General features: G+C 71.6%; 18 protein-coding genes. 10 read left to right on the forward strand and 8 right to left on the reverse strand.

Annotation, left to right across the window (positions count from 1 at the left end; translation table 11 throughout):
• Positions 1-21: 21 nt before the first annotated feature.
• The 3 genes from IE249_RS30365 to IE249_RS38970 all read left to right on the forward strand — a co-directional run bounded on the left by IE249_RS30365 (position 22) and on the right by IE249_RS38970 (position 1,449).
• Positions 22-441: an SPW repeat protein gene (locus IE249_RS30365; RefSeq protein ID WP_229859579.1), complete on the forward strand. Its 420-nt coding sequence runs from the start codon at positions 22-24 to the stop codon at positions 439-441.
• A gap of 712 nt (positions 442-1,153) precedes the next feature.
• Positions 1,154-1,300 carry a hypothetical protein gene (locus tag IE249_RS38965; RefSeq protein WP_229859580.1) on the forward strand — a complete coding sequence of 49 codons (147 nt, stop codon included), beginning with the start codon at positions 1,154-1,156 and terminating at the stop codon, positions 1,298-1,300.
• A gap of 5 nt (positions 1,301-1,305) precedes the next feature.
• A complete protein-coding gene (locus tag IE249_RS38970) occupies positions 1,306-1,449 on the forward strand; it encodes a DUF1330 domain-containing protein (RefSeq protein WP_229859581.1) in 144 nt (47 codons plus the stop codon).
• Between the two features lie 78 nt (positions 1,450-1,527).
• Here IE249_RS38970 and IE249_RS30375 read toward each other — a convergent pair whose 3' ends face one another.
• A complete protein-coding gene (locus IE249_RS30375; RefSeq protein ID WP_229859582.1) occupies positions 1,528-2,088 on the reverse strand; it encodes a hypothetical protein in 561 nt (186 codons plus the stop codon).
• A gap of 651 nt (positions 2,089-2,739) precedes the next feature.
• On the opposite strand from IE249_RS30375, the gene IE249_RS30380 reads away from it, so the two are divergent.
• Complete coding sequence (locus IE249_RS30380; RefSeq protein WP_373304493.1) at positions 2,740-3,438, forward strand: phosphatase PAP2 family protein; 699 nt, start codon at positions 2,740-2,742, stop codon at positions 3,436-3,438.
• A 147-nt stretch (positions 3,439-3,585) separates the two neighbouring features.
• Here the strand turns inward: IE249_RS30380 and IE249_RS30385 are convergent, their stop codons facing one another.
• On the reverse strand, positions 3,586-4,092 hold the full coding sequence (locus tag IE249_RS30385) for a MarR family winged helix-turn-helix transcriptional regulator (protein WP_189709923.1): 507 nt from the start codon (positions 4,090-4,092) through the stop codon (positions 3,586-3,588).
• A 173-nt stretch (positions 4,093-4,265) separates the two neighbouring features.
• Here IE249_RS30385 and lgt point away from each other — a divergent pair, with 173 nt between their 5' ends.
• A complete protein-coding gene (lgt, locus tag IE249_RS30390) occupies positions 4,266-5,132 on the forward strand; it encodes a prolipoprotein diacylglyceryl transferase (RefSeq protein ID WP_189709925.1) in 867 nt (288 codons plus the stop codon).
• A 574-nt stretch (positions 5,133-5,706) separates the two neighbouring features.
• Here the strand turns inward: lgt and IE249_RS30395 are convergent.
• The 4 genes from IE249_RS30395 to IE249_RS30410 all read right to left on the reverse strand — a co-directional run bounded on the left by IE249_RS30395 (position 5,707) and on the right by IE249_RS30410 (position 9,071).
• Positions 5,707-7,143 (reverse strand): MFS transporter, encoded by a 1,437-nt coding sequence (locus IE249_RS30395; protein WP_189710024.1) that lies wholly within the window; start codon positions 7,141-7,143, stop codon positions 5,707-5,709.
• A 116-nt stretch (positions 7,144-7,259) separates the two neighbouring features.
• Entirely contained in the window at positions 7,260-7,835 is a 576-nt protein-coding gene (locus tag IE249_RS30400; protein ID WP_189709927.1) for a rhodanese-like domain-containing protein, read from the reverse strand.
• 124 nt (positions 7,836-7,959) lie between these two features.
• Positions 7,960-8,709 carry a sulfite exporter TauE/SafE family protein gene (locus IE249_RS30405; RefSeq protein ID WP_189709929.1) on the reverse strand — a complete coding sequence of 250 codons (750 nt, stop codon included), beginning with the start codon at positions 8,707-8,709 and terminating at the stop codon, positions 7,960-7,962.
• On the reverse strand, positions 8,706-9,071 hold the full coding sequence (locus IE249_RS30410; protein ID WP_189709931.1) for a rhodanese-like domain-containing protein: 366 nt from the start codon (positions 9,069-9,071) through the stop codon (positions 8,706-8,708). Before IE249_RS30410 ends, IE249_RS30405 begins: the two co-directional genes overlap by 4 nt.
• A 589-nt stretch (positions 9,072-9,660) precedes the next feature.
• Between IE249_RS30410 and IE249_RS30415 the strand changes: the two genes are divergently transcribed.
• The 3 genes from IE249_RS30415 to IE249_RS30420 all read left to right on the forward strand — a co-directional run bounded on the left by IE249_RS30415 (position 9,661) and on the right by IE249_RS30420 (position 11,689).
• Positions 9,661-11,034, forward strand: a complete 1,374-nt coding sequence (locus IE249_RS30415) for an MBL fold metallo-hydrolase (RefSeq protein WP_189709933.1) — start codon at positions 9,661-9,663, stop codon at positions 11,032-11,034.
• A gap of 123 nt (positions 11,035-11,157) precedes the next feature.
• Entirely contained in the window at positions 11,158-11,313 is a 156-nt protein-coding gene (locus IE249_RS40375; protein WP_506367740.1) for a DUF8730 family Cys-rich protein, read from the forward strand.
• A gap of 88 nt (positions 11,314-11,401) precedes the next feature.
• Positions 11,402-11,689, forward strand: coding sequence for a metal-sensitive transcriptional regulator (locus IE249_RS30420; protein WP_189709935.1), 288 nt, complete (start codon positions 11,402-11,404; stop codon positions 11,687-11,689).
• An 18-nt stretch (positions 11,690-11,707) separates the two neighbouring features.
• On the opposite strand, the gene IE249_RS30425 is transcribed toward IE249_RS30420, so the two are convergent.
• Both IE249_RS30425 and IE249_RS30430 read right to left on the reverse strand, forming a co-directional pair.
• Positions 11,708-13,714: a SpoIIE family protein phosphatase gene (locus IE249_RS30425; RefSeq protein WP_189709937.1), complete on the reverse strand. Its 2,007-nt coding sequence runs from the start codon at positions 13,712-13,714 to the stop codon at positions 11,708-11,710.
• Positions 13,715-14,041: 327 nt separating this feature from the next.
• A complete protein-coding gene (locus IE249_RS30430) occupies positions 14,042-14,404 on the reverse strand; it encodes a rhodanese-like domain-containing protein (protein ID WP_229859583.1) in 363 nt (120 codons plus the stop codon).
• Between the two features lie 101 nt (positions 14,405-14,505).
• On the opposite strand from IE249_RS30430, the gene IE249_RS30435 reads away from it, so the two are divergent.
• Together IE249_RS30435 and IE249_RS30440 are read left to right on the forward strand one after the other, a co-directional pair.
• Positions 14,506-15,180, forward strand: coding sequence for an MFS transporter (locus IE249_RS30435; protein WP_229859614.1), 675 nt, complete (start codon positions 14,506-14,508; stop codon positions 15,178-15,180).
• A 428-nt stretch (positions 15,181-15,608) separates the two neighbouring features.
• On the forward strand, positions 15,609-17,771 hold the full coding sequence (locus IE249_RS30440; protein ID WP_189709939.1) for an ATP-binding SpoIIE family protein phosphatase: 2,163 nt from the start codon (positions 15,609-15,611) through the stop codon (positions 17,769-17,771).
• Positions 17,772-17,857 lie beyond the last annotated feature (86 nt).

Genomic DNA, 17,857 nt, shown 5'->3' on the forward strand with positions numbered 1-17,857 from the left:
GACGGGAAGGAGGTGGCCCTCGTGGCCACGCACACTCGCATCGAGGAACACCCGGATATCATGGCGATGCGGGCGCACTACGCGGAGGTCTCCGCACGACCGCAGCTGCAGGCCGCCGAGGGGCTCACCCTGCTGACCGGCCTGTACCTGGCGATTTCCCCGTGGGTGGTCGGATTCAACGGCAACCCCCTGGCCATCAGCAACCTGGTCACCGGAATCGCCCTGGCCGTCCTCGCGCTCGGCTTCGGCTCCGTCTACGAGCGGACGTTCGGCATGGGCTGGGTCGCGGCCGGCATCGGCGCGTGGACGATCGTCAGCCCCTGGGCCGTGCAGCACGCGTCGGCCACGACGGGCACGATCGTCAGCAACACCATCACGGGCGCCGTGGCGGTGATTCTCGGGCTGATGACCACGGCGATGGCCTCCCGAAGCCGGACTTGAGACCGGCAGTCGACCGGTCGGCTCGCGCCACGGCGCGAGCCGACCTCATGTGACCCGAACCCTCCGATCCACCGTGAGGAACGCGTTGCCGACCGGAAGTGGCGAGGTCGGGCAAGGGGCAGCGGATCACTGTCCACCGCCGGAATTCCTGGTGCCGAGCGGCAGCACCGTCACCTTCGGCGACAGCGGACCGCGAATCCTCCTCCATCACGTGCACCGTGCCACCGCAGAGCACACCCCGCCCGTGATCCTGCGGTTCGGTGTGGCCGGGATGGTGCGCGTACAGGCACGCGTCAGCTCGTCCTGAGAATCGGCCGACCCGGGGCCGAGGAGTCACACGCCACCGCAATCACTGGCACCGCACACTTGCAGTATGCAAAGCTTGCATGAGGGGATCCGTCGGCGGGCAGGGACCGCCGGGCGCTCAGGAGTGATCCGGCACCGTATCGCGGGCTGCCGGCGGCACACCGCCCGCCGACGGATCCCCCGCCCACCACCGGGCACAGCGGACACAGCGGGCACAGACGCGGCCGGTTGCGGCAGCGTTGCTCACCCCTGCCCCTGCCCCTGCCCCCGCCCCCACCCGGACCGGCACCGGGCCGAGTGGGCCGACGGGCCGGACCCCCAACCGGCACCGGGCATACCGGTCAGTATGCTCCGTGTCGTCGCCTCCGCCCATGGGAGCGACGACACGGACGAAAGGGGACCGCACATGGCTGTCGACCCCAAGGGTGCCGATCTGAAGCGCCTGCTCGCCGAGGAGGCGGGTGAACCGGTCGTGATGCTCAATCTGCGCTGTACGCGGGCAGCGGCGAGACAGCGCTCGTTGCCGAGGACGGTCAGGCGTGGGACGCGGTGATCCTCGTGCGCTACCCCAGCCGCGAGGCGTTCAGCCGTATGGTTGCCGACCCCGAGTACCAGACCGTCACACAACTGCGTACCCGCGCGCTGACCGAGGCGGTCCTGCAGCCCACGACGCCGTGGCACTCCTCCGCCGAAGGCACCTGAGCCGTCACGCCGATCGCCGGCAGGCGGGTTCCGCGTGGTGCGCCCCGTCGCATCACGCGGAACGCGGCCGCCCCTTGGTCACCGGGCCGGCTCGCGGAACGCCGGAACGGCGTGGACCAGACGGTGCGAGCGAACCACCGCGACGAGACAGCCGAGGACCAGCGCGGCGACGCAGCCCGCCACTCCGGCGAGGGACCCGCCCACCGAGGCCCCCGAGCCCGCTCCGCGCGGCGGCAGCCGTCCTTCAGGGTCGTACAGCACGGCCAGCACGTCCCCGGGACGTGTCCGACCCTCACAACCGCGCCAGATGCGCACCGGCAGAACCGCGCCGTCGCTGTCCTGGACCGTGCACAGGCGCCGGGGACGGCCGGCCGGGTGCCAGCCGTCCTCGATCGACGTCACCACGGCCGACTCCACTCTCCCCCGTTCCGCGAGCACCACGCCCGCCGCGGCCTGCGGTGACCGCAGGGCCAGGAAGACGGCCAGCACCGCGACCACGCCGACAAGCGCCCGACCGGCCCGCAAGGAGAGCAGATAGGCGGTCAGAACCGCGGCGCAGACCAGGCCGAACGCGCCGTCCGCCAGGGCGGGCGGACCTCGCCAGGCGCCCAGGACCGCACCGCCGAGGATGGCGGTCACGCCGGTCGTTCCGGCCGCGAGACCTTGCAGGAGCCGCCGCCTCGGCGGCATTCCCACGAACTCCGCGGGCCCCCACAGCCGGGTGCGCAGGTGATCCGGAAGGGACGGTCGCGTCGCCGTCGGCGGCCGGAGCCGTGAACCCATGGGTCACCTCCGTCACCACGGCCGCAGCGCCCGTGCGTGCCTTGGTCTCGATGCCCCGTGGGTGCCGGGGCGGCTGATGAACGGCTTGCATTATGCAAAACGTGACGAGTGCGGCGCCAGCGGCTCAGGCGTTCGGACTGGACAGCTTCGCCCCCGTCCGGACCGCCCAAGCCGTTCGACGGAGCGTTGGACCGGGCCGGCCCCGGACCGCCACCTCCGGTACACCGGCCACCAACCACTTCGGTGACCGATGTATTTTGTCTTCGGCTTGTTCGCGCAACGTACTGATCCTTAGCCGCAACGCCTCGGCCCGTTCCCACAACAACCGCCTCACGACTGTCCGTTCACTGCCGTCGGGTGACCTGGAGAAACATCAGGATGACGATCACTGCCATCGGGGCGCATCGCCGCCGCCTTCACTGGCGAACCGAACTGCCCCTCATAGCCGTCGTCTACGCCCTCTACTCCGGGACCCGCCTCCTCATCCGGGGGGAGGCAGGAGACGCCATGAGGCACGGTGCCGACATCCTGCACCTCGAGCGGCTGGTGCCCTTGGATCCGGAGCACTGGTTCAACCAACTCCTGGCGACGCACGCCGTACTGGGGGTGCCCGCCGACTTCGCCTACGCCTCGCTGCACTACATCGTGACGCCTGCTGTCCTGGTCTGGCTGTGGCGGCGTCGCCCGCAGCACTATCGGGCGGCCCGCACCTGGCTGATGCTCTCCACATTGACCGGCCTGATCGGCTTCACCGTGCTGCCCACAGCACCGCCCCGGCTGCTGGCCGGGGATTACGGCTTCGTCGACACCATGGCGCAGTACAGCTCCTACGGCTGGTGGGGAGCCGATGCGAGCGCGCCACGTGGGCTCGGGTACCTCACCAATCAGTACGCGGCCATGCCGAGCCTGCACGTGGGCTGGTCGGTGTGGTGCGGAGTCGTCCTCCTCCGCTTCGCACGCCACTGGCCGGTACGCGCCCTCGGAGCGCTCTACCCCGTGGTCACCGTCCTGGTGGTGCTGGGTACGGCCAACCACTACCTGCTGGATGCCGTCGCCGGCGTCCTGGTCATGGGAATCGGCCTTGCCCTCACCGGACTCGTTCAGCGTGTCACTGACACGGTCCGCCGTGATGCCGGCGCGTCAGGGGCCGAGGTGCCTCCCGGACACTCCGACGCGCCAAGGGCCCGGTATCCGGTGCAGCGTTGACATCCTCGCCGCCCTGAAGGACGGCGATTCCCGCTCAGAACTCCGTCACTCTGCCCGGACGACTTGCTGCTGGGCGGGGGATCGAGCCGCCGCCGGTCACAGGCCGTCACACGGCTCGGCGGACCGGCCGGCCGAGTCGTCACGGGGTCACTCCGGCCTGGTGTCACCCGCTGACTCACCAAGCGTTTCGGCGAGTTGGAAAAGGGCGGGCAGCGCCTGCCCGATGGCGCCTCGGGCGTCCTCGTCCAGGGCGGCGAGTGCCGCGTCGATGCGGCGCTCGTGGGCGGTGGTCCAGGCGGCGAGCTTTTCGCGGCCGGCTTCGGTCAGAGCGACGACCGAGGCCCGGCGGTCGGCGGAGTCGACGTCGCGGGTGACCAGCCCGGAGCTGATCATCTGGCCGATGAGGCCGCTGACGGTGCTCGGAGCCAGTCGCCGGCGAGCGGCGAGGTCGCTGATCCGGGCCGGCGAATGCTCGCCGAGCACCTGCAGCAATTCGACCTGTGCCATGGGCAGGGCCTCCCACGGGTAGTCGGTGCGGATCGACGAGCGCAGCGCGCGCCGCAGCCGGGTCACCGCCTCGGTGAGCAGACGGGCGTCCGGCTCCGCCCCGGCGATGCGGGCGGCGCCGGCTTCGGAACTGGCCTGCGCAGACATGGGAAAAGAGTATCCAGACCGGACTCCAGGCAGGGGCGGCCCTGCCGATCGCGGACGTGACAGCCGCCCCACGGCCGCTCGCCACAGAAACTTCGGTATCCGATGTATCGTCGGGGGGATCCCTTCCCGGCCGGCCCGCCGGGGCCCGCTGCGCGAAAGAAACGGTCGAGCTCATGAACCTGGCGTACCTTCCGAGCCCGTCCCAGGGGGTATGGCACATCGGTCCGGTGCCTGTTCGCGCCTATGCGCTGTGCATCCTGGCCGGTGTGTTCACCGCCGTGTGGCTCACCGGCCGCCGCTGGGAGGCAAGGGGCGGTCGCCGTGAGGACATCGCCGACGTCGCGATCTGGGCGGTGCCCTTCGGCATAGCCGGCGGTCGCCTGTACCACGTCATCACGGACCCGGAGCTGTATTTCACCGCCGGCCGGCAGCCCATCCGCGCCCTGTACATCTGGGACGGCGGTCTGGGCATCCCGGGGGCTGTCGCACTCGGCGCGGTCGGCGCCTGGCTCGGCTGCCGGCGCCGCGGCATCAAGCTCGCGGACTTCGCCGACGCCGTCGCTCCCGGACTCGTGCTGGCCCAGGCCATCGGCCGCTGGGGCAACTACTTCAACCAGGAGCTGTACGGCCGCCCGAGCCACCTGCCCTGGGCCCTGCGGATCGATCCCGCCCACCGCCCCGCCGACATGCCGACGGTCGGCCTGTACCACCCGACGTTCCTTTACGAGTCACTGTGGGACCTGGGAGTCATGGCGCTGCTGCTCTGGCTGGACCACCGCCACCACCCGCGGCTCCGCCGTGGCCGGCTCTTCGCCTGCTACGTGCTCGCCTACACCGCCGGGCGAGCCTGGATCGAGGCCCTGCGCATCGACCACGCCAACCGCTTCCTGGGGCTGCGCCTGAACGACTACGTCTCATTGCTTCTGTTCAGCGCCGCGCTGCTCTGTCTGATCACCACCCGCCGTCCGCGCCCGGACGACGACGCGCCGTATCCGCCGGGCCGGGAAGGGGCAGCGGAGCCGGCGCCGACATCGAATTGAGTTCGGCCACCCTGCCGAACGGATCGGCCGACTGGACGTGGGCGTGAGCTGCCGCTTCGCCATCCCCCACTTCCGACGTCACCTTCGGCGTACCGCGCCGGCCGGACGTCTGTCATCCCGGCTGCCACCGCTCGGTGTGCGGGCACTCTCCGCACGGCCACGCCGTCGGCCGGCCGGGTTCGTCTTCCGCGCCACGGCCCCGGCCCGCCTCTTGGCGGGGGCAGGTTCCTGTCGCGGTGTACCGGTGCGCGCGTGCTGGGCGCCTGCCGCCGGCCGGCACTCCCACGGGCATCCCGGCCACCGCGACCACTGCGCCGCCGACGCGGCTCCCCGAGTCACCCTCGTGGTCGGCTTCCTCGTCCAACGGCCGGTGACCCGCCTGCCTGCCCGTGGGTCCGGCGCCTCTCCCTGACTGCCAGCCACCCCTGTCGCAGCGTCAGCACGAACCACATGCCGGCCACGGCTGCCAGCCAGCGCGACCGCAAGGCCACCGCCCCCGTCACTGTCGCCGCCGTGGACAGGACGTCGAGGCCGGTCATCCAGGCATCCCGCGCGCAGGGAGCCGCTCTTCGGATCACCTCCGGGATCCCTCCGCGTCCTCTGTCGCGTGCGCCTGCGACGCTCGGGGATCCGTGCGGGGGCTCAGCCATGCCGATGCGAGGGCGAACGCCGAGGCCGCAATCAAGATGGCGGCGGCCGACCGGGCCCCGGCCTGCGTCCCGGCACTGCCCGCCAGGTGCAGGGCGAGTGTCACCAGGGCCACGCCCAGCGCCGTACCCAGACCGCGTGTCATGTTGACGAGACCGCCGCCGGTCCCCGAGGAACGCGCCGGTATCGCACTCATGATCACGGCGTTGTTGGCAGGGGTGAACATTCCCAGCCCCAGCCCCGTCAGAGCCAGCACGGGCAGCAGCCAGACCATGGTCAGCGGCACGACCAGCAGGGCGGCCAGCGCGAACATCAGGACGACGGAGCCGGCCATGCACCGCCCGCGGTCCGCGAGGCGCCGCGGCAAGAGCCGGTCACCGCCGGTCGCGGAGAGCGCGAAACCAGTCGGCAGCGCCGTCAGAACGAGCCCGGCGGTGAGCTCGGGCGTACCCCGGGCAGTGAGCACGACGGGCACGAGCACGAGTGGTCCGAACAGCACGAGATAGCCGTTCAGCGCGCCGACGAGCCCGAGCCTCACCGCACGTACCTTCAGCAGGTCCAGATCGAGCAGCGGCGTCTTCGTCCGCTGCTGCCGGTGGACGAACCCCCACCCCCCTACGGCCGCCATGAAGAGCAGCACGCCCACTCCCCAGCCGGGCACCCCCAGTCCTGATGCCGCGGAAACGGCCATCAGCGCGCTGGTGGTGGCACCCGCCAGCAGGACGAGCCCCGCCCAGTCGAAACGGGCGACGCGTGTGCGGGCCCGGGTCCGCGGCAGCAGATAGTGCCCGCCGGCCAGCGCGATCACCCCGATGGGCACATTCACGCCGAAGACCCAGCGCCAACCGAGCGTCGACACCAGCGTCCCGCCCACCGTGGGCCCCAGCGCGAGTCCGAGCGCCTGGGCGGCGGCCTGGACACCGAGGGCGCTGCGCATCCGCCGGCGCGGAGCGCTGGTGGTCACCAGCGCCACGCTGTTGGCCTGCATCATCGCTGCTCCCGCCGCCTGGACCACGCGGAAGGCCACCAGCGCGAGGAGGGAGGGAGCAAGGCCGCAGGCCGCGGAGGCCAGGGTGAAGACCGCGAAGCCGTACAGGTACAGCAACTTGCGGCCGTGCGCGTCCGACAGCCGGCCGACGGGCACGAGCAGCGCCACCAAGGTCAGCAGATAGGCCAGTGACACCCACTCCACCGCGGCCAGCGACGTGTGGAACTCGCTGCGCAGGCCGCCGTAGGTCAGCGTCACGATGCTGGCGTCCAGCTGTCCCATGAACGCGCCGAAACAGACCGTTCCCACGGCGAGCCACCACGCGTTCGGGCGCGAACGTATCCGTTCGGGCCGGGGCCGTTCCGCGACGAGCATCGCGGGCCAGCGGCTCTTGGGCAGGCGGGGACTCGTGCGCGTGTCCATGCACCCAGATTACATCGGTGACCGAAATATTCTGCCGGCGTTTCATGATGGCGGCGCTGAAGTAGGGGTCAGGAGCTGCGCAGACGGGCGAGCGTGGCATCCAGGTCGGCCTTGCGGGGCCGGTTGTGGGGAAGCTTGCCGAGCATGGCCGCCATGCCACAGGTGTTGGTCACGGCGGAGAACACCAGGCCGCCGGCGATGCCGGCGGACAGCAGCCGGAAAGCCGGGTGCACGAACTCACCGAGGGCCAGGCCGAGCAGGACGAGGGATCCGGCGGTGAGACGGACCTGGCGGTCCATGCTCCAGGCCGACTTGACGTCGCAGGCCTGCGCGCGGTCCAGTTCGTGGCCCTGGGCGGCCCAGGCCCCGGTGCCGCCCGAGAGCGTCACCGTGCGGATGCCCTCCGCGGCGAGCCGCACGCACGCCTTCTCGGAACGGGCACCGGAGGCACAGACCACGAGCACCTCACCGCGCTCGGCGGCGTCGCGGATGTCGGACAGCGCGGTGTCGATCTGGTCCAGCGGGATGTTCAGGGCGCCGGGGACGTGACCGCCCGCATACTCGCCCGGGGTGCGGACATCGATGACGACGAGTTCGTGCAGACGGGTCTTGGCCTGGCGAGGATCGATGGCAGCGATGGTCATGGCAGATGACTTCCTTATGTGGTGATGCAGCTCCGGAGCAGACGTGTCCGCGTCCCGTGAGGGACGGTGAGACGACTCCCGGGCCGCGGCGAGTCGGTCGGGTCGGTCGGGTCGGTCGGGTCGGTCAGAAAATGGCGTCGAGGAGCATGAAGGCGGCGACCGCGAGCAGGACGTACGCGAAGACACGCTGCAGCGTGCCGCCGTTGAGCTTCTTGGACAGGCGTTTGCCGTCCCAGGCGCCCAGAACGGCCGCCGCGGTGAACGGCGCGACGACGGCCCAGTCCAGCTGCGTCCCGCTGCCGGCACGGGCGCCGAGCGCGGCCAGCGAGTTGATCGTGATGACCAGCAGGCTGGTGCCGACCGCCCGGCGCATCGGCAGCCGGAGGACACTCACCAGCGCCGGTACTGCGAGGAAGCCGCCGCCCACGCCCAGGAAGCCGGTCACCGCGCCGAGGCCGGCCCCTGCGGCGCCGGCCTTACCAGCGTTCACCTGGGCGCCGGACGAGGCGACCGCGCGGTCGGGCCGCAGCATCCGCACCGCGGCGAGTGCCGCGACGACCGAGAAGGCGACGGTCAGCAGCGCCTGTGGCAGGTGGCCGGCGGCGGCCCCGGCGACCATCGCGGGCACGATACCCGCCGCGGCGAACAGCAGTCCCGTGCGCCAGGCCACGTTGCCATCCCGGGCGTGCCCGGTGAGCGCGGTGACCGAAGTGATGGTCACGATGACCAGGCTGGCTGTCGTCGCCTCCGCCGGGGAGAAGCCCAGAAGGTAAATGAGAGCCGGCACGGCGAGGACGCTGCCGCCCCCGCCGAGGCCGCCCAGGGCCAGGCCGACGAGGGCACCGGCGACGAGCGCGAGAATCAGAGCAGTCATGCTATCGAGCCGCTGTCCCCGGAGTCGTCCACGACCGGATACCCGGCGGCGGCCCACGCCCTCATACCGCCCTTGACGTCCACCACCTGCGCACCCCGCGCGGCCAGCAGTTCGGCGGCCTGCCGGGAGCGCTGCCCGCTGCGGCAGATCACGACCAGCGGCCGGGTCCTAGCCGCTTCCGGCAGCTCCGCCCCCGCCACCAGTGCGGACAGCGGCGCGTACACGGCGCCGGGCGCGTGGCCGGCGTCCCACTCGCACTGCTCACGCACATCCAGGAGAACGGCCGGAGCGTCGCCGTCCCGGGTGCGCCGGACGGCCTCGTCGACGGTGACACGGTCCTCGCCGGTGGGGAAGAGGGACATCACACAACCTCTCGAAATTGGGGAGGGGCGAAGCGGGAGGGGTGTTCGGCCGGTGGGGGCGCGGTCAGCGCCCGCAGCGGAGACAGCAGCCAGGCCGTCGTCCGCGGTCATCCCGTCCGGTCCGCCGGCGTGCAGCAGCCGGGCCTTGGCGGCGGTCCGTACACCGCCGCCGGCGAAGACCGGGGAGACACCCCGCCGGGTTACCCCCGGGGGTATGTGTCCGACGATAGCACAGGTACCCCTAGGGGTATTTTCACCGGCACCGCCACCTGGCGGTCCGACCCCTCCGCCCTCGACTTCCCGGCCCTGAACGACCCCCAGCCCCGGGAGACCGCAGACACAAGGCCGCCGCCAGGACAGCGCAGGTCAACCGGGGCGGCGGCGGCACACGCCCGGCCGTTCACCTTCGGTTCCGCGGCTACGGGCCGGCCACCCGGGAGGCCGCCGGGACCTTCAGGGCGGCTTGCCTCCACATACCCCCCTGGGTATACAGTGAGCCTCGTCGATACCCCCGTGGGTATCCGCCTGCACACCCCGCCGGGGACCACGGACTGCCGTTCCCCGCACTACAGGCGCCAGGAGGCACCTCATGTACTTCGCGCAGCACTACCTCGACTGCCTGTCCCAGGCGGCTTACGTCATCGGTGACCCGACCAGCGGCAAGGCGGTCGTCGTCGATCCCCGCCGGGACGTGGACGAGTACGTCGCGGACGCCGAGGCGCATGGCTTCACCGTCGAAGCGGTGATCAACACCCACTTCCACGCCGACTTCCTCGCCGGCCACCTCGAGCTGGCCCAGCGCACCGGCGCCTGGATCGGCTACGGACAGCGTGCCGTCACGGAGTACCCCATCCGCAAGCTCGCCGACGGCGAGCGGATCTCCCTGGGCGAGGTCACGCTCCAGATCCTGGAGACCCCCGGCCACACGCCCGAGTCGATCAGCATTCTGGTCTTCGAGAAGCCCGGGGACACCGTCCCCTACGGGGTGCTCACCGGCGACGCCCTGTTCATCGGCGACGTCGGACGCCCCGACCTGCTTGCCTCGGCGGGGGTCACGGCGGAGGAGCTGGGCGCGATGCTCTACGACAGCGTGCATCGCAAGCTGATGACCCTGCCCGACGAGGTCCGCGTCTTCCCCGCCCACGGCGCCGGCTCCGCCTGCGGCAAGAACCTCTCCACCGAACTGCAGTCGACGATCGGCATGCAGCGCCTGACCAACTACGCCTGCCGGCCCATGGACCACGACACCTTCGTCCGCCTCGTCACCGCCGGCCAGTCCACCGCCCCCGGCTACTTCTCGTACGACGCCGACCTCAACCGCCGCAACCGCGACCTGTTCCGGGCCCAGCAGGGCGCTCCCGCGCTGGACGCGACGGAGTTCACCCGCCTGCGCGCCGCCGGGGCCGTGGTCCTCGACGCACGCGACCAGTTCGACTTCGCCGCCGGGCATCTGGCCGGCTCGGTCAACGTCCCGCTCGACGGCCGCTTCGCCGAGCAGGCCGGCAGCGTTCTCACCCCTGAGGACGAGATCCTCATCGTCGCCCCCGAGGGCCGCGCCGAGGAGACCGTCACCCGCCTCGCGCGCATCGGCTTCGACCGGGTCCACGGTTACGCGGCCGAGCCCGAGCAGCTCTTCCTCGCCCTCTCCGACCAGACACGGCAGGCGGAGCGGCTGACCGCCGAGGCCCTGCGCGAGGAGCTCGCCTCCGACCGGCCCCCGCTGGTCCTGGACGTGCGCAGCTGCGGCGAGCGCGAGGACGGCCGCTCCATCGAAGGCGCTCTGCACATCCCCCTGGCCGAACTGGCCAAGCGTCTCGACGAGGTCCCGGCCGAGGGCCGTTTGGTGGTGCACTGCGCCGGCGGTCACCGCTCGTCCATCGCCGCCAGCCTGATCCGGCACAGCGGCCGCACCGACGTCTACGACCTGCTCGGCGGCTACGGCGCCTGGGAAACCGCTGCCTGAGCCACCCTGGACGACCGCGGGTTCGGGCGAGGGGGCGGCCCCCGAACTCGCGGCGATCGAACCCGCACACCTCTCCGTGGCGAGCGGGGCCACGGGTCTCCACCCCGGGAAAGGAAGTCCGCCATGTGCCGACGCGTCACCTGCTCCAAGTGCGGCAAGGCCACGTACGCAGGCTGCGGAAACCACGTGGACCAAGTCCTCGCGGGCGTACCGAGGTCGCGGCGGTGCGACTGCCCTCCGGAGCCCAGGCGCTCCTGGTGGCCCTTCGGCCGCCGCTGAACGCGCGGTATGTCCCCTGCCGGGAACCCACAGCGCCATGCCGGATCGGAGTGGTAGAGTACCCCTGGGGGTATTCTGAGGAGTGATCGTGGAACTGGAGCTCGAGGGCGCGTCCCTGAAGTCCGTGCTGAACCGGCTGCGTCGCGCACAGGGCCAGATCTCCGGCGTGATCCGGATGATCGAGGAGGGCCGGGACTGCGAGGACGTCGTCACCCAGCTGGCCGCCGCCTCGCGGGCGCTCGACCGCGCCGGTTTCGCGATCATCGCCACCGGATTGCAGCAGTGTGTGATCGACATCGAGTCGGGCCGCAAGGACGGCGAGAGCTCGGAAGCCATGCGCGCGCGCCTGGAGCGGCTCTTTCTGTCACTGGCCTGAGGGAGTCACGGCAGGACCTCAGGGAACGGCGACCTCCGCCCAGATGGTCTTGCCGGCGGCTCTGTGGCGGGTCCCCCACCGCCGGGCGAGCTGGGCGACGAGCAACAGGCCGCGCCCGCCTTCGTCGAGGGTACGTGCTCGCCGCAGGTGGGGTGCGGCGCTGCTGTTGTCGGACACCTCGCAGATGACCGCCGCGTCCCGGATCAAACGCAGTTGGACGGGCGGGCCGCCGTAGCGAATGGCGTTGGTGACCAGCTCGCTGACGAGAAGCTCGACGGTGCAGGCGATCTCGTCGAGCCCCCAGGCCGCGAGCTGTCGGGTGACCTCAGCACGCGCGCCTGCCACCGCCGCGGGGTCATTGGCCATGTCCCAGGTGGCGACCTGACGGGAGTCCAGCGCGCGGGTGCGCGCGATGAGCAGGGCGACGTCATCCGCGGGCGGGCCGGGGAGCAGGCTGTCCAGGACGGTTGCGCACACCTCCTCGAGCTGGTCCGCCGGTCTGGCCAGGGCCCCTCGCAGTCGCTGGAGGCCCGCCTCGATGTCGCGGCCGCAGGCTTCGGCCAGACCATCGGTGTACAGGGCGAGCAGACTTCCTTCGGGCAGCTCCCGCTCCACGCCCTCGAAGGGCAGCCCTCCAACGCCCAGCGGGGGACCGGGCGGTACGTCGATGAAGTCCACCGTGCCGTCCGGGGTGACCACCGCGGGCGGGGGGTGACCGGCGCTGGCGACGGTGCAGCGCCGCGAGATCGGGTCGTAGACCACGTACACACACGTGGCGATGAGATCGGTGACGATCTCCAGCTCGTGATCGACTGCCGTTTCCTCCTCGGCCGCGAGATGGGGGACCAGATCGTCCAGATGGACGAGGAGTTCGTCGGGCGGCAGGTCGACATCGGCCAGCGTGCGTACCGCGGTCCGCAGCCGCCCCATCGTGGCGGACGCACGCAGTCCGTGGCCCACCACGTCACCGACGACCAACGCCACGCGGGCCCCGGACAGCGGAATCACGTCGAACCAGTCACCGCCCACTCCGGCACGGGAACGGGCGGGGAGGTAGCGGGTGGCCACCCGCACCGCCTCCTGCCCGGGCAACTGCTGCGGAAGCAGGCTCTGTTGCAGGGCTACTGCCGTGGTGCGCTCACGGGTGTAGCGGCGGGCGTTGTCGACGGCGACGGCGGCACGTGCCGCGATCTCCTCGGCGAGGAACAGATCGTCCTCGGTGAAGGCCGCCCGGCGCCGATGGCGTACGAGCACCGCCACACCCAGGGTGATCCCGCGGGCACTCAACGGCACCACCATGACGGAGTGGACCCCATGGGCGTGAACCGTCCGTGACCGCTGCGGGTCGCCCTCCGCCCACCGCGCGATGTCCTTGTCCAGAAAGCGGTGAAGAGTGGACCGGCCGGTGGCCAGGACGCGGGCGGGCGGCGACGACCGGGGATAGTGGTCCACCTCGCCGACCCTGATCACCGACTCGGGGACGCCCGGCAGAACCGACTGGTGCGCGGCACGGAGAAGGGCCACACCCTCGGCACCGGGCCTGGGCTCCACACCACGGAAGAGCGAGTCCAGCAGGTCGACGGTGACGAAGTCGGCCAGCCGGCCCGCCACCACATCGGCCATCTCCTGAGCGGTCTGCGTCACGTCCAGGGTGGTCCCCACCCGGGCGCTGACCTCGTTCAGCAGGGCAAGGCGCTCCCGGGCTCCGTACTCCGCGGTGGTGTCCACCGCGGTGAACTGCACATGATGGACCGTGCCGACAGCGTTCCGCAGCGGGGACAGCGTCACCGACCACACTCGCTCACCGGGCTCCGCCCGGGAGTCGGCGAACACCACCAGGTGCTCGACCGTGCCGGTCTTGAACACCCGGCGCATCCCGCCTTCCACTTCCGCGTAAGCGGAGTCGGGCATGAACTGCGTGAACCGCCGACCGTGCATCTGGCTTTCGCTCAGGCCGGCCTCCTGGGCCATCCCCCTGCTCGCCCGCAGGACCCGAAGCTCGGTGTCGCATATCGCGACCGGCATGTGGCACTGTGTGAACGCTTCCTCCACGGCGGCGTCCCGTGCGCGGTGATTCGGTTCCTCGATCGGCGTGGACACGCTCGAAACCTCCGTGGACCGGTGGCGGACGCCCCCACCCGTAGCCCTGTCTCTTGGCCCTGTCTCTTGTGTACCGCCCTTTGCCCGCCCCCGCAGAGCGGGATCCGGCCTCACCGGTGAGAGCCGGACTTTCACGCCGGCGAGCGGCCCACCCGGCTCAGGGCGTCGTTCACCGGCACCCGCGGCGCCCGACTCGCCACCTCAGAACGGCCCGCCGGCCCCGGATGCGGCGGAAAGTCGCCGCCGGGTCCATCACGTCAGGTCCGAGGCGTCGACGGGCAGCTCCGACAGGCGCCACTCCAGCATGCCGTCGTCGAGACGGATCGCGCGCCGGCCGCGGTCGATCAGCAGTCGCACCGCGTCGTAGGCCAGGACGCAGTACTCGCTGCGGCAGTAGACGACGATCTCCAGGTCCTCGGGCAGCTCGTTGATCCGGGTGGCAAGCTCCTCGACCGGGATGGAGATCGCGCCGGGGATGTGCCCGGCCCGGAACTCCGACACCGGGCGCACGTCGAGTACGACGACGTCCCCGGCCGCGATGCGGACCCGCAGCTCCTCACGGCCGAGCTCGGCTGCGCCGTTCTCGCGGAGGTAGGCGTCGCGCGCGGCGGCCACGGCGGATTGGTGGGCTTCGGCCGGCCGGCTACGGCCTGCGTCCCCTCCCCGAGCTCATCGGTGTCGTCTTCGTCGGCGCTGGGCTCGCTCTCGCCTTGGCCGTGCGCGACACCGCCGCCCACGTCGCCCTCGAGCTCGCCCAGCACTCCGAGCCGCTGCCCAGCGACGAGAACACCGGTCTGAGGTCCACCTTCGCCCGCACCTCCTGGCTCAACCGCTCCCTGCGCGGCGCCAGCCAGGCCGGCCTGGTCAACAACCTCAACGACGGCCTCTCCTGGGGCGTCTTCCCCCTGCTCTTCACCGACCACGGCCTCGGCCTCGCCGCCGTCGGCCTCATCAAGGGCCTCTACCCCGTCCTGTGGGGCCTCGGTCAGGTCGCCACCGGCCACCTCTCCGACCGCGTCGGACGCAAACCGCTCATCGTCTACGGGATGCTCGTCCAGGCAGGCGGCTTCGTCCTCGCCCTCGTCCTCCTGGAGCGGCCCCTGCTCGCGGGCATCGTGTCCGCGGTCCTCCTCGGCCTGGGCACCGCCATGGTCTATCCGGCCCTCATCGCATCCATCTCCGACCACGCCCACCCCGCCTGGCGGGCCAACGCCCTCGGAACGTACCGGTTCTGGCGAGACATCGGCTACGCCGCCGGCGCCTTGGTCGCGGGCGTCCTCGCCGACACCCTGGGCCTGAACGCCACCGTCATCGCCGCCGCGGTCCTGACCGCCGCTTCCGGTCTCCTCGCCGCCCGCTGGATCAACGAGCACCGGTCCGACGCCCGCTGAACGAACAGCCCGACGGCGGCGGCCGAGCTGGACCGCTCGCTGTGTGGTCGACTCCTCGTACGTCAGGGCGCCAAGAGGGGGCTCCGCACGACTGCTGCCGCCGTTCGACGCCGTCCCACCGGTCCGCGGACGACCGGAACGCCCCGCCACACGGTGCTGGTGGACCAGGTGGTCGACGGCCGCGCACGGACGGGCGCCGGCTCGTGGCCGGTGCGGCGTGGAGACCGGGGAGCGACACCGCGGGTGCGGCCGCCCTCGTGATGCGGCGCCCGCGGATCCTGTCCGCGCTCTTCGCGTGATTCACCGATGTGGGCGAAGCGACCCCCGGTGTTATTCAATGAGGTGTGCGGTCAGGGATCCCGCCGGCCCCGGTCGCACGGGTCCGAGTACCCTCCCGGCCCGGCGTCGGGAATCGCTGAGAGAGCCGCATGGACTCCACACCCTCCCCTTCGTCGCCGTCGCCGTTCGAGATGGTCAGCGGCGCCCTGGGACGCCACATCCCGGGTGGTGGAGCGGCAGCCGCCGGCGCGCCCGACGACGCGCAGGACAACCACATCACCAGCCAGCGCCGGCCCGGCGACGCGGCAGCCGGCCGTCAGGACCAGATCCTCGGCGCCGTCAACCTCGACCGGGAGCTGAGGATCACCCGCTGCAATCTCCAGGCCCCCGTCTTCACGGGCCTGAACGCCACGGCGGGGAGCTACTTCGTCGGCCTCCTGCCGCCCGGGGACGTACCGACAGTCACCCGGCGGCTGCGACAGGTCCTGGAAACCGGTGAGGCACACGTCGCCCGGATCCAGCGCCTGCGACGCGAGGACGGTTCGGAACTGGTGGTGTCGCTGAGCATCCTGCCCGCCGCGGAACCCCACGAGGGCCTGACGGTCTCCGTGATCGCCATGGCGACGAGACTTCACCTGTACGCCGCCGAGACCGCGATCGGCACCTCCCTCGACATCGGCCAGACCGCGCAGTCGCTGGCAGAATCCCTGCTGGCCTGGGGAGACGTGGCCGCCGTCGACCTCGACTACGCGGTGTGGACGGGCGAGAAAGCCACCGGGCACAGGCAGGAGCGCATCCGGCTGCGGCGGGCGGCCCTCGTGCCGGACCGGGCGTGGCCCGAGGGCTACGCGACCCCGGGCGACGATCTTCCCGGCGACGCCAGTCGCCTGCTCGCACAGGCGGTCCTGCGGGACGACGCCCCGCAGGCCATCGTCCTACCCGACCGCGAGACGATCGAACGGGTCCTCGGCAGCCCCCAAGCCATACGCGCCCTGGTACCCGTGGACCGGTCCGCCGGCGTGGCCTGCATACCGCTGGTCCTGGACGACACACCACCCGTCGTCCTGGGCGTGGCGGAGGTCTGGCGGCGGGCGGACCACCCCTTCCACGACAATGAACTCCTCGACCTGCAAGAACTGGTGGCCAGAACCGCCCATCACGTCGACCTCGCCCGCCAGCACCAGCGCGAACACACACAGGTACTGGCACTGCAGCGCCGACTGCTGCCCCGGACCGGCGACGACACCATCGACATCGCCAGCGTCTACCAGCCCGCCACCCCGGACAGCGCAGGCGTCGGCGGCGACTGGGTCAACAGCTTCCCCCTGCCGGACGGCCGTACCGCACTCGTGGTCGGTGACGTCGTCGGGCACGGCCTGGGAGCCGCGGCGACGATGGGCCAGCTCAGCATAGAAGCCCGCGCGCTCCTCTCCGCCGGACTGGCCCCCGACGAGGTACTGCAGCACCTGGACGAGACCGTGTCCCTGCTGGACGAACCCGACACCGGACTCGCGGCCGGCTACAGCGCCCTGGGCTCGACCTGCTGCATCGCGCTCTACAACCCGGTCAGCCACCAGGTGGCACTGTCCAGCGCCGGCCACCTGCCCCCGGTCCTGGTCTCCTCGGACGGGCGAGCGGGCCCGCTCCCGGTCCGCCCCCATCCCGGGCTGGGAACCGAATTCGCCCTGCGTGAGCCCTTCCACGTACACACCTTCGACGCTCCCCCCGGCTCCCTGCTCGCCCTCTACACCGACGGCCTGGTGGAAGATCCGGCCGCCCCGATCGACGAAGGCATCGGCAGACTCACGGACGCGGTGTCCACGGTGCACCCCTGGGACCCCCTGCAGCAGACGGCGCGGCGCGTCGTCTCCGCGCTGGCGCCCGTACCCCAGCGCGACGACGTGACCCTGCTGCTCGCCCGCATGATCGGCTACCGCAAGCAGGCCACCGCCACCTGGCGGCTGGCCGCCCGCGACGACGCACCCGCTCAGGCCCGCACACAGGCGTCGGCCCTGCTGCGGCGCTGGCGCACCCGGGACGACACCCGCGACAACGTACTGCTGGTGATCAGCGAACTGGTGACCAACGCGGTCCGCTTCGCCACCGGGCCCATCACCGTGCGGCTGATCGCGAAGGGCCACAGCCTGCTGTGCGAGGTCGGCGACACCGGCAACGGCCGGCCGCGACTGCACAGCGACGGCCTCCTCACAGCCGGCGGCCGCGGCCTGCACGTCGTGCACAAACTCACCAGCAGATGGGGAGTGCGATGGACCAACACCGGCAAGGTGGTCTGGGCCGAAATCCCCAGGTGACGCGAGTACGAGCAGGACGCGGCCGCCCGGCTTCTGTCCATCGGCAACAGGCACCGGCCCACGATGCCGAACACAGCGGCATCCCG

The sequence above is a fragment of the Streptomyces anandii JCM 4720 genome, assembly GCF_014650655.1.
In the GTDB taxonomy this organism is placed as follows: domain Bacteria; phylum Actinomycetota; class Actinomycetes; order Streptomycetales; family Streptomycetaceae; genus Streptomyces; species Streptomyces anandii.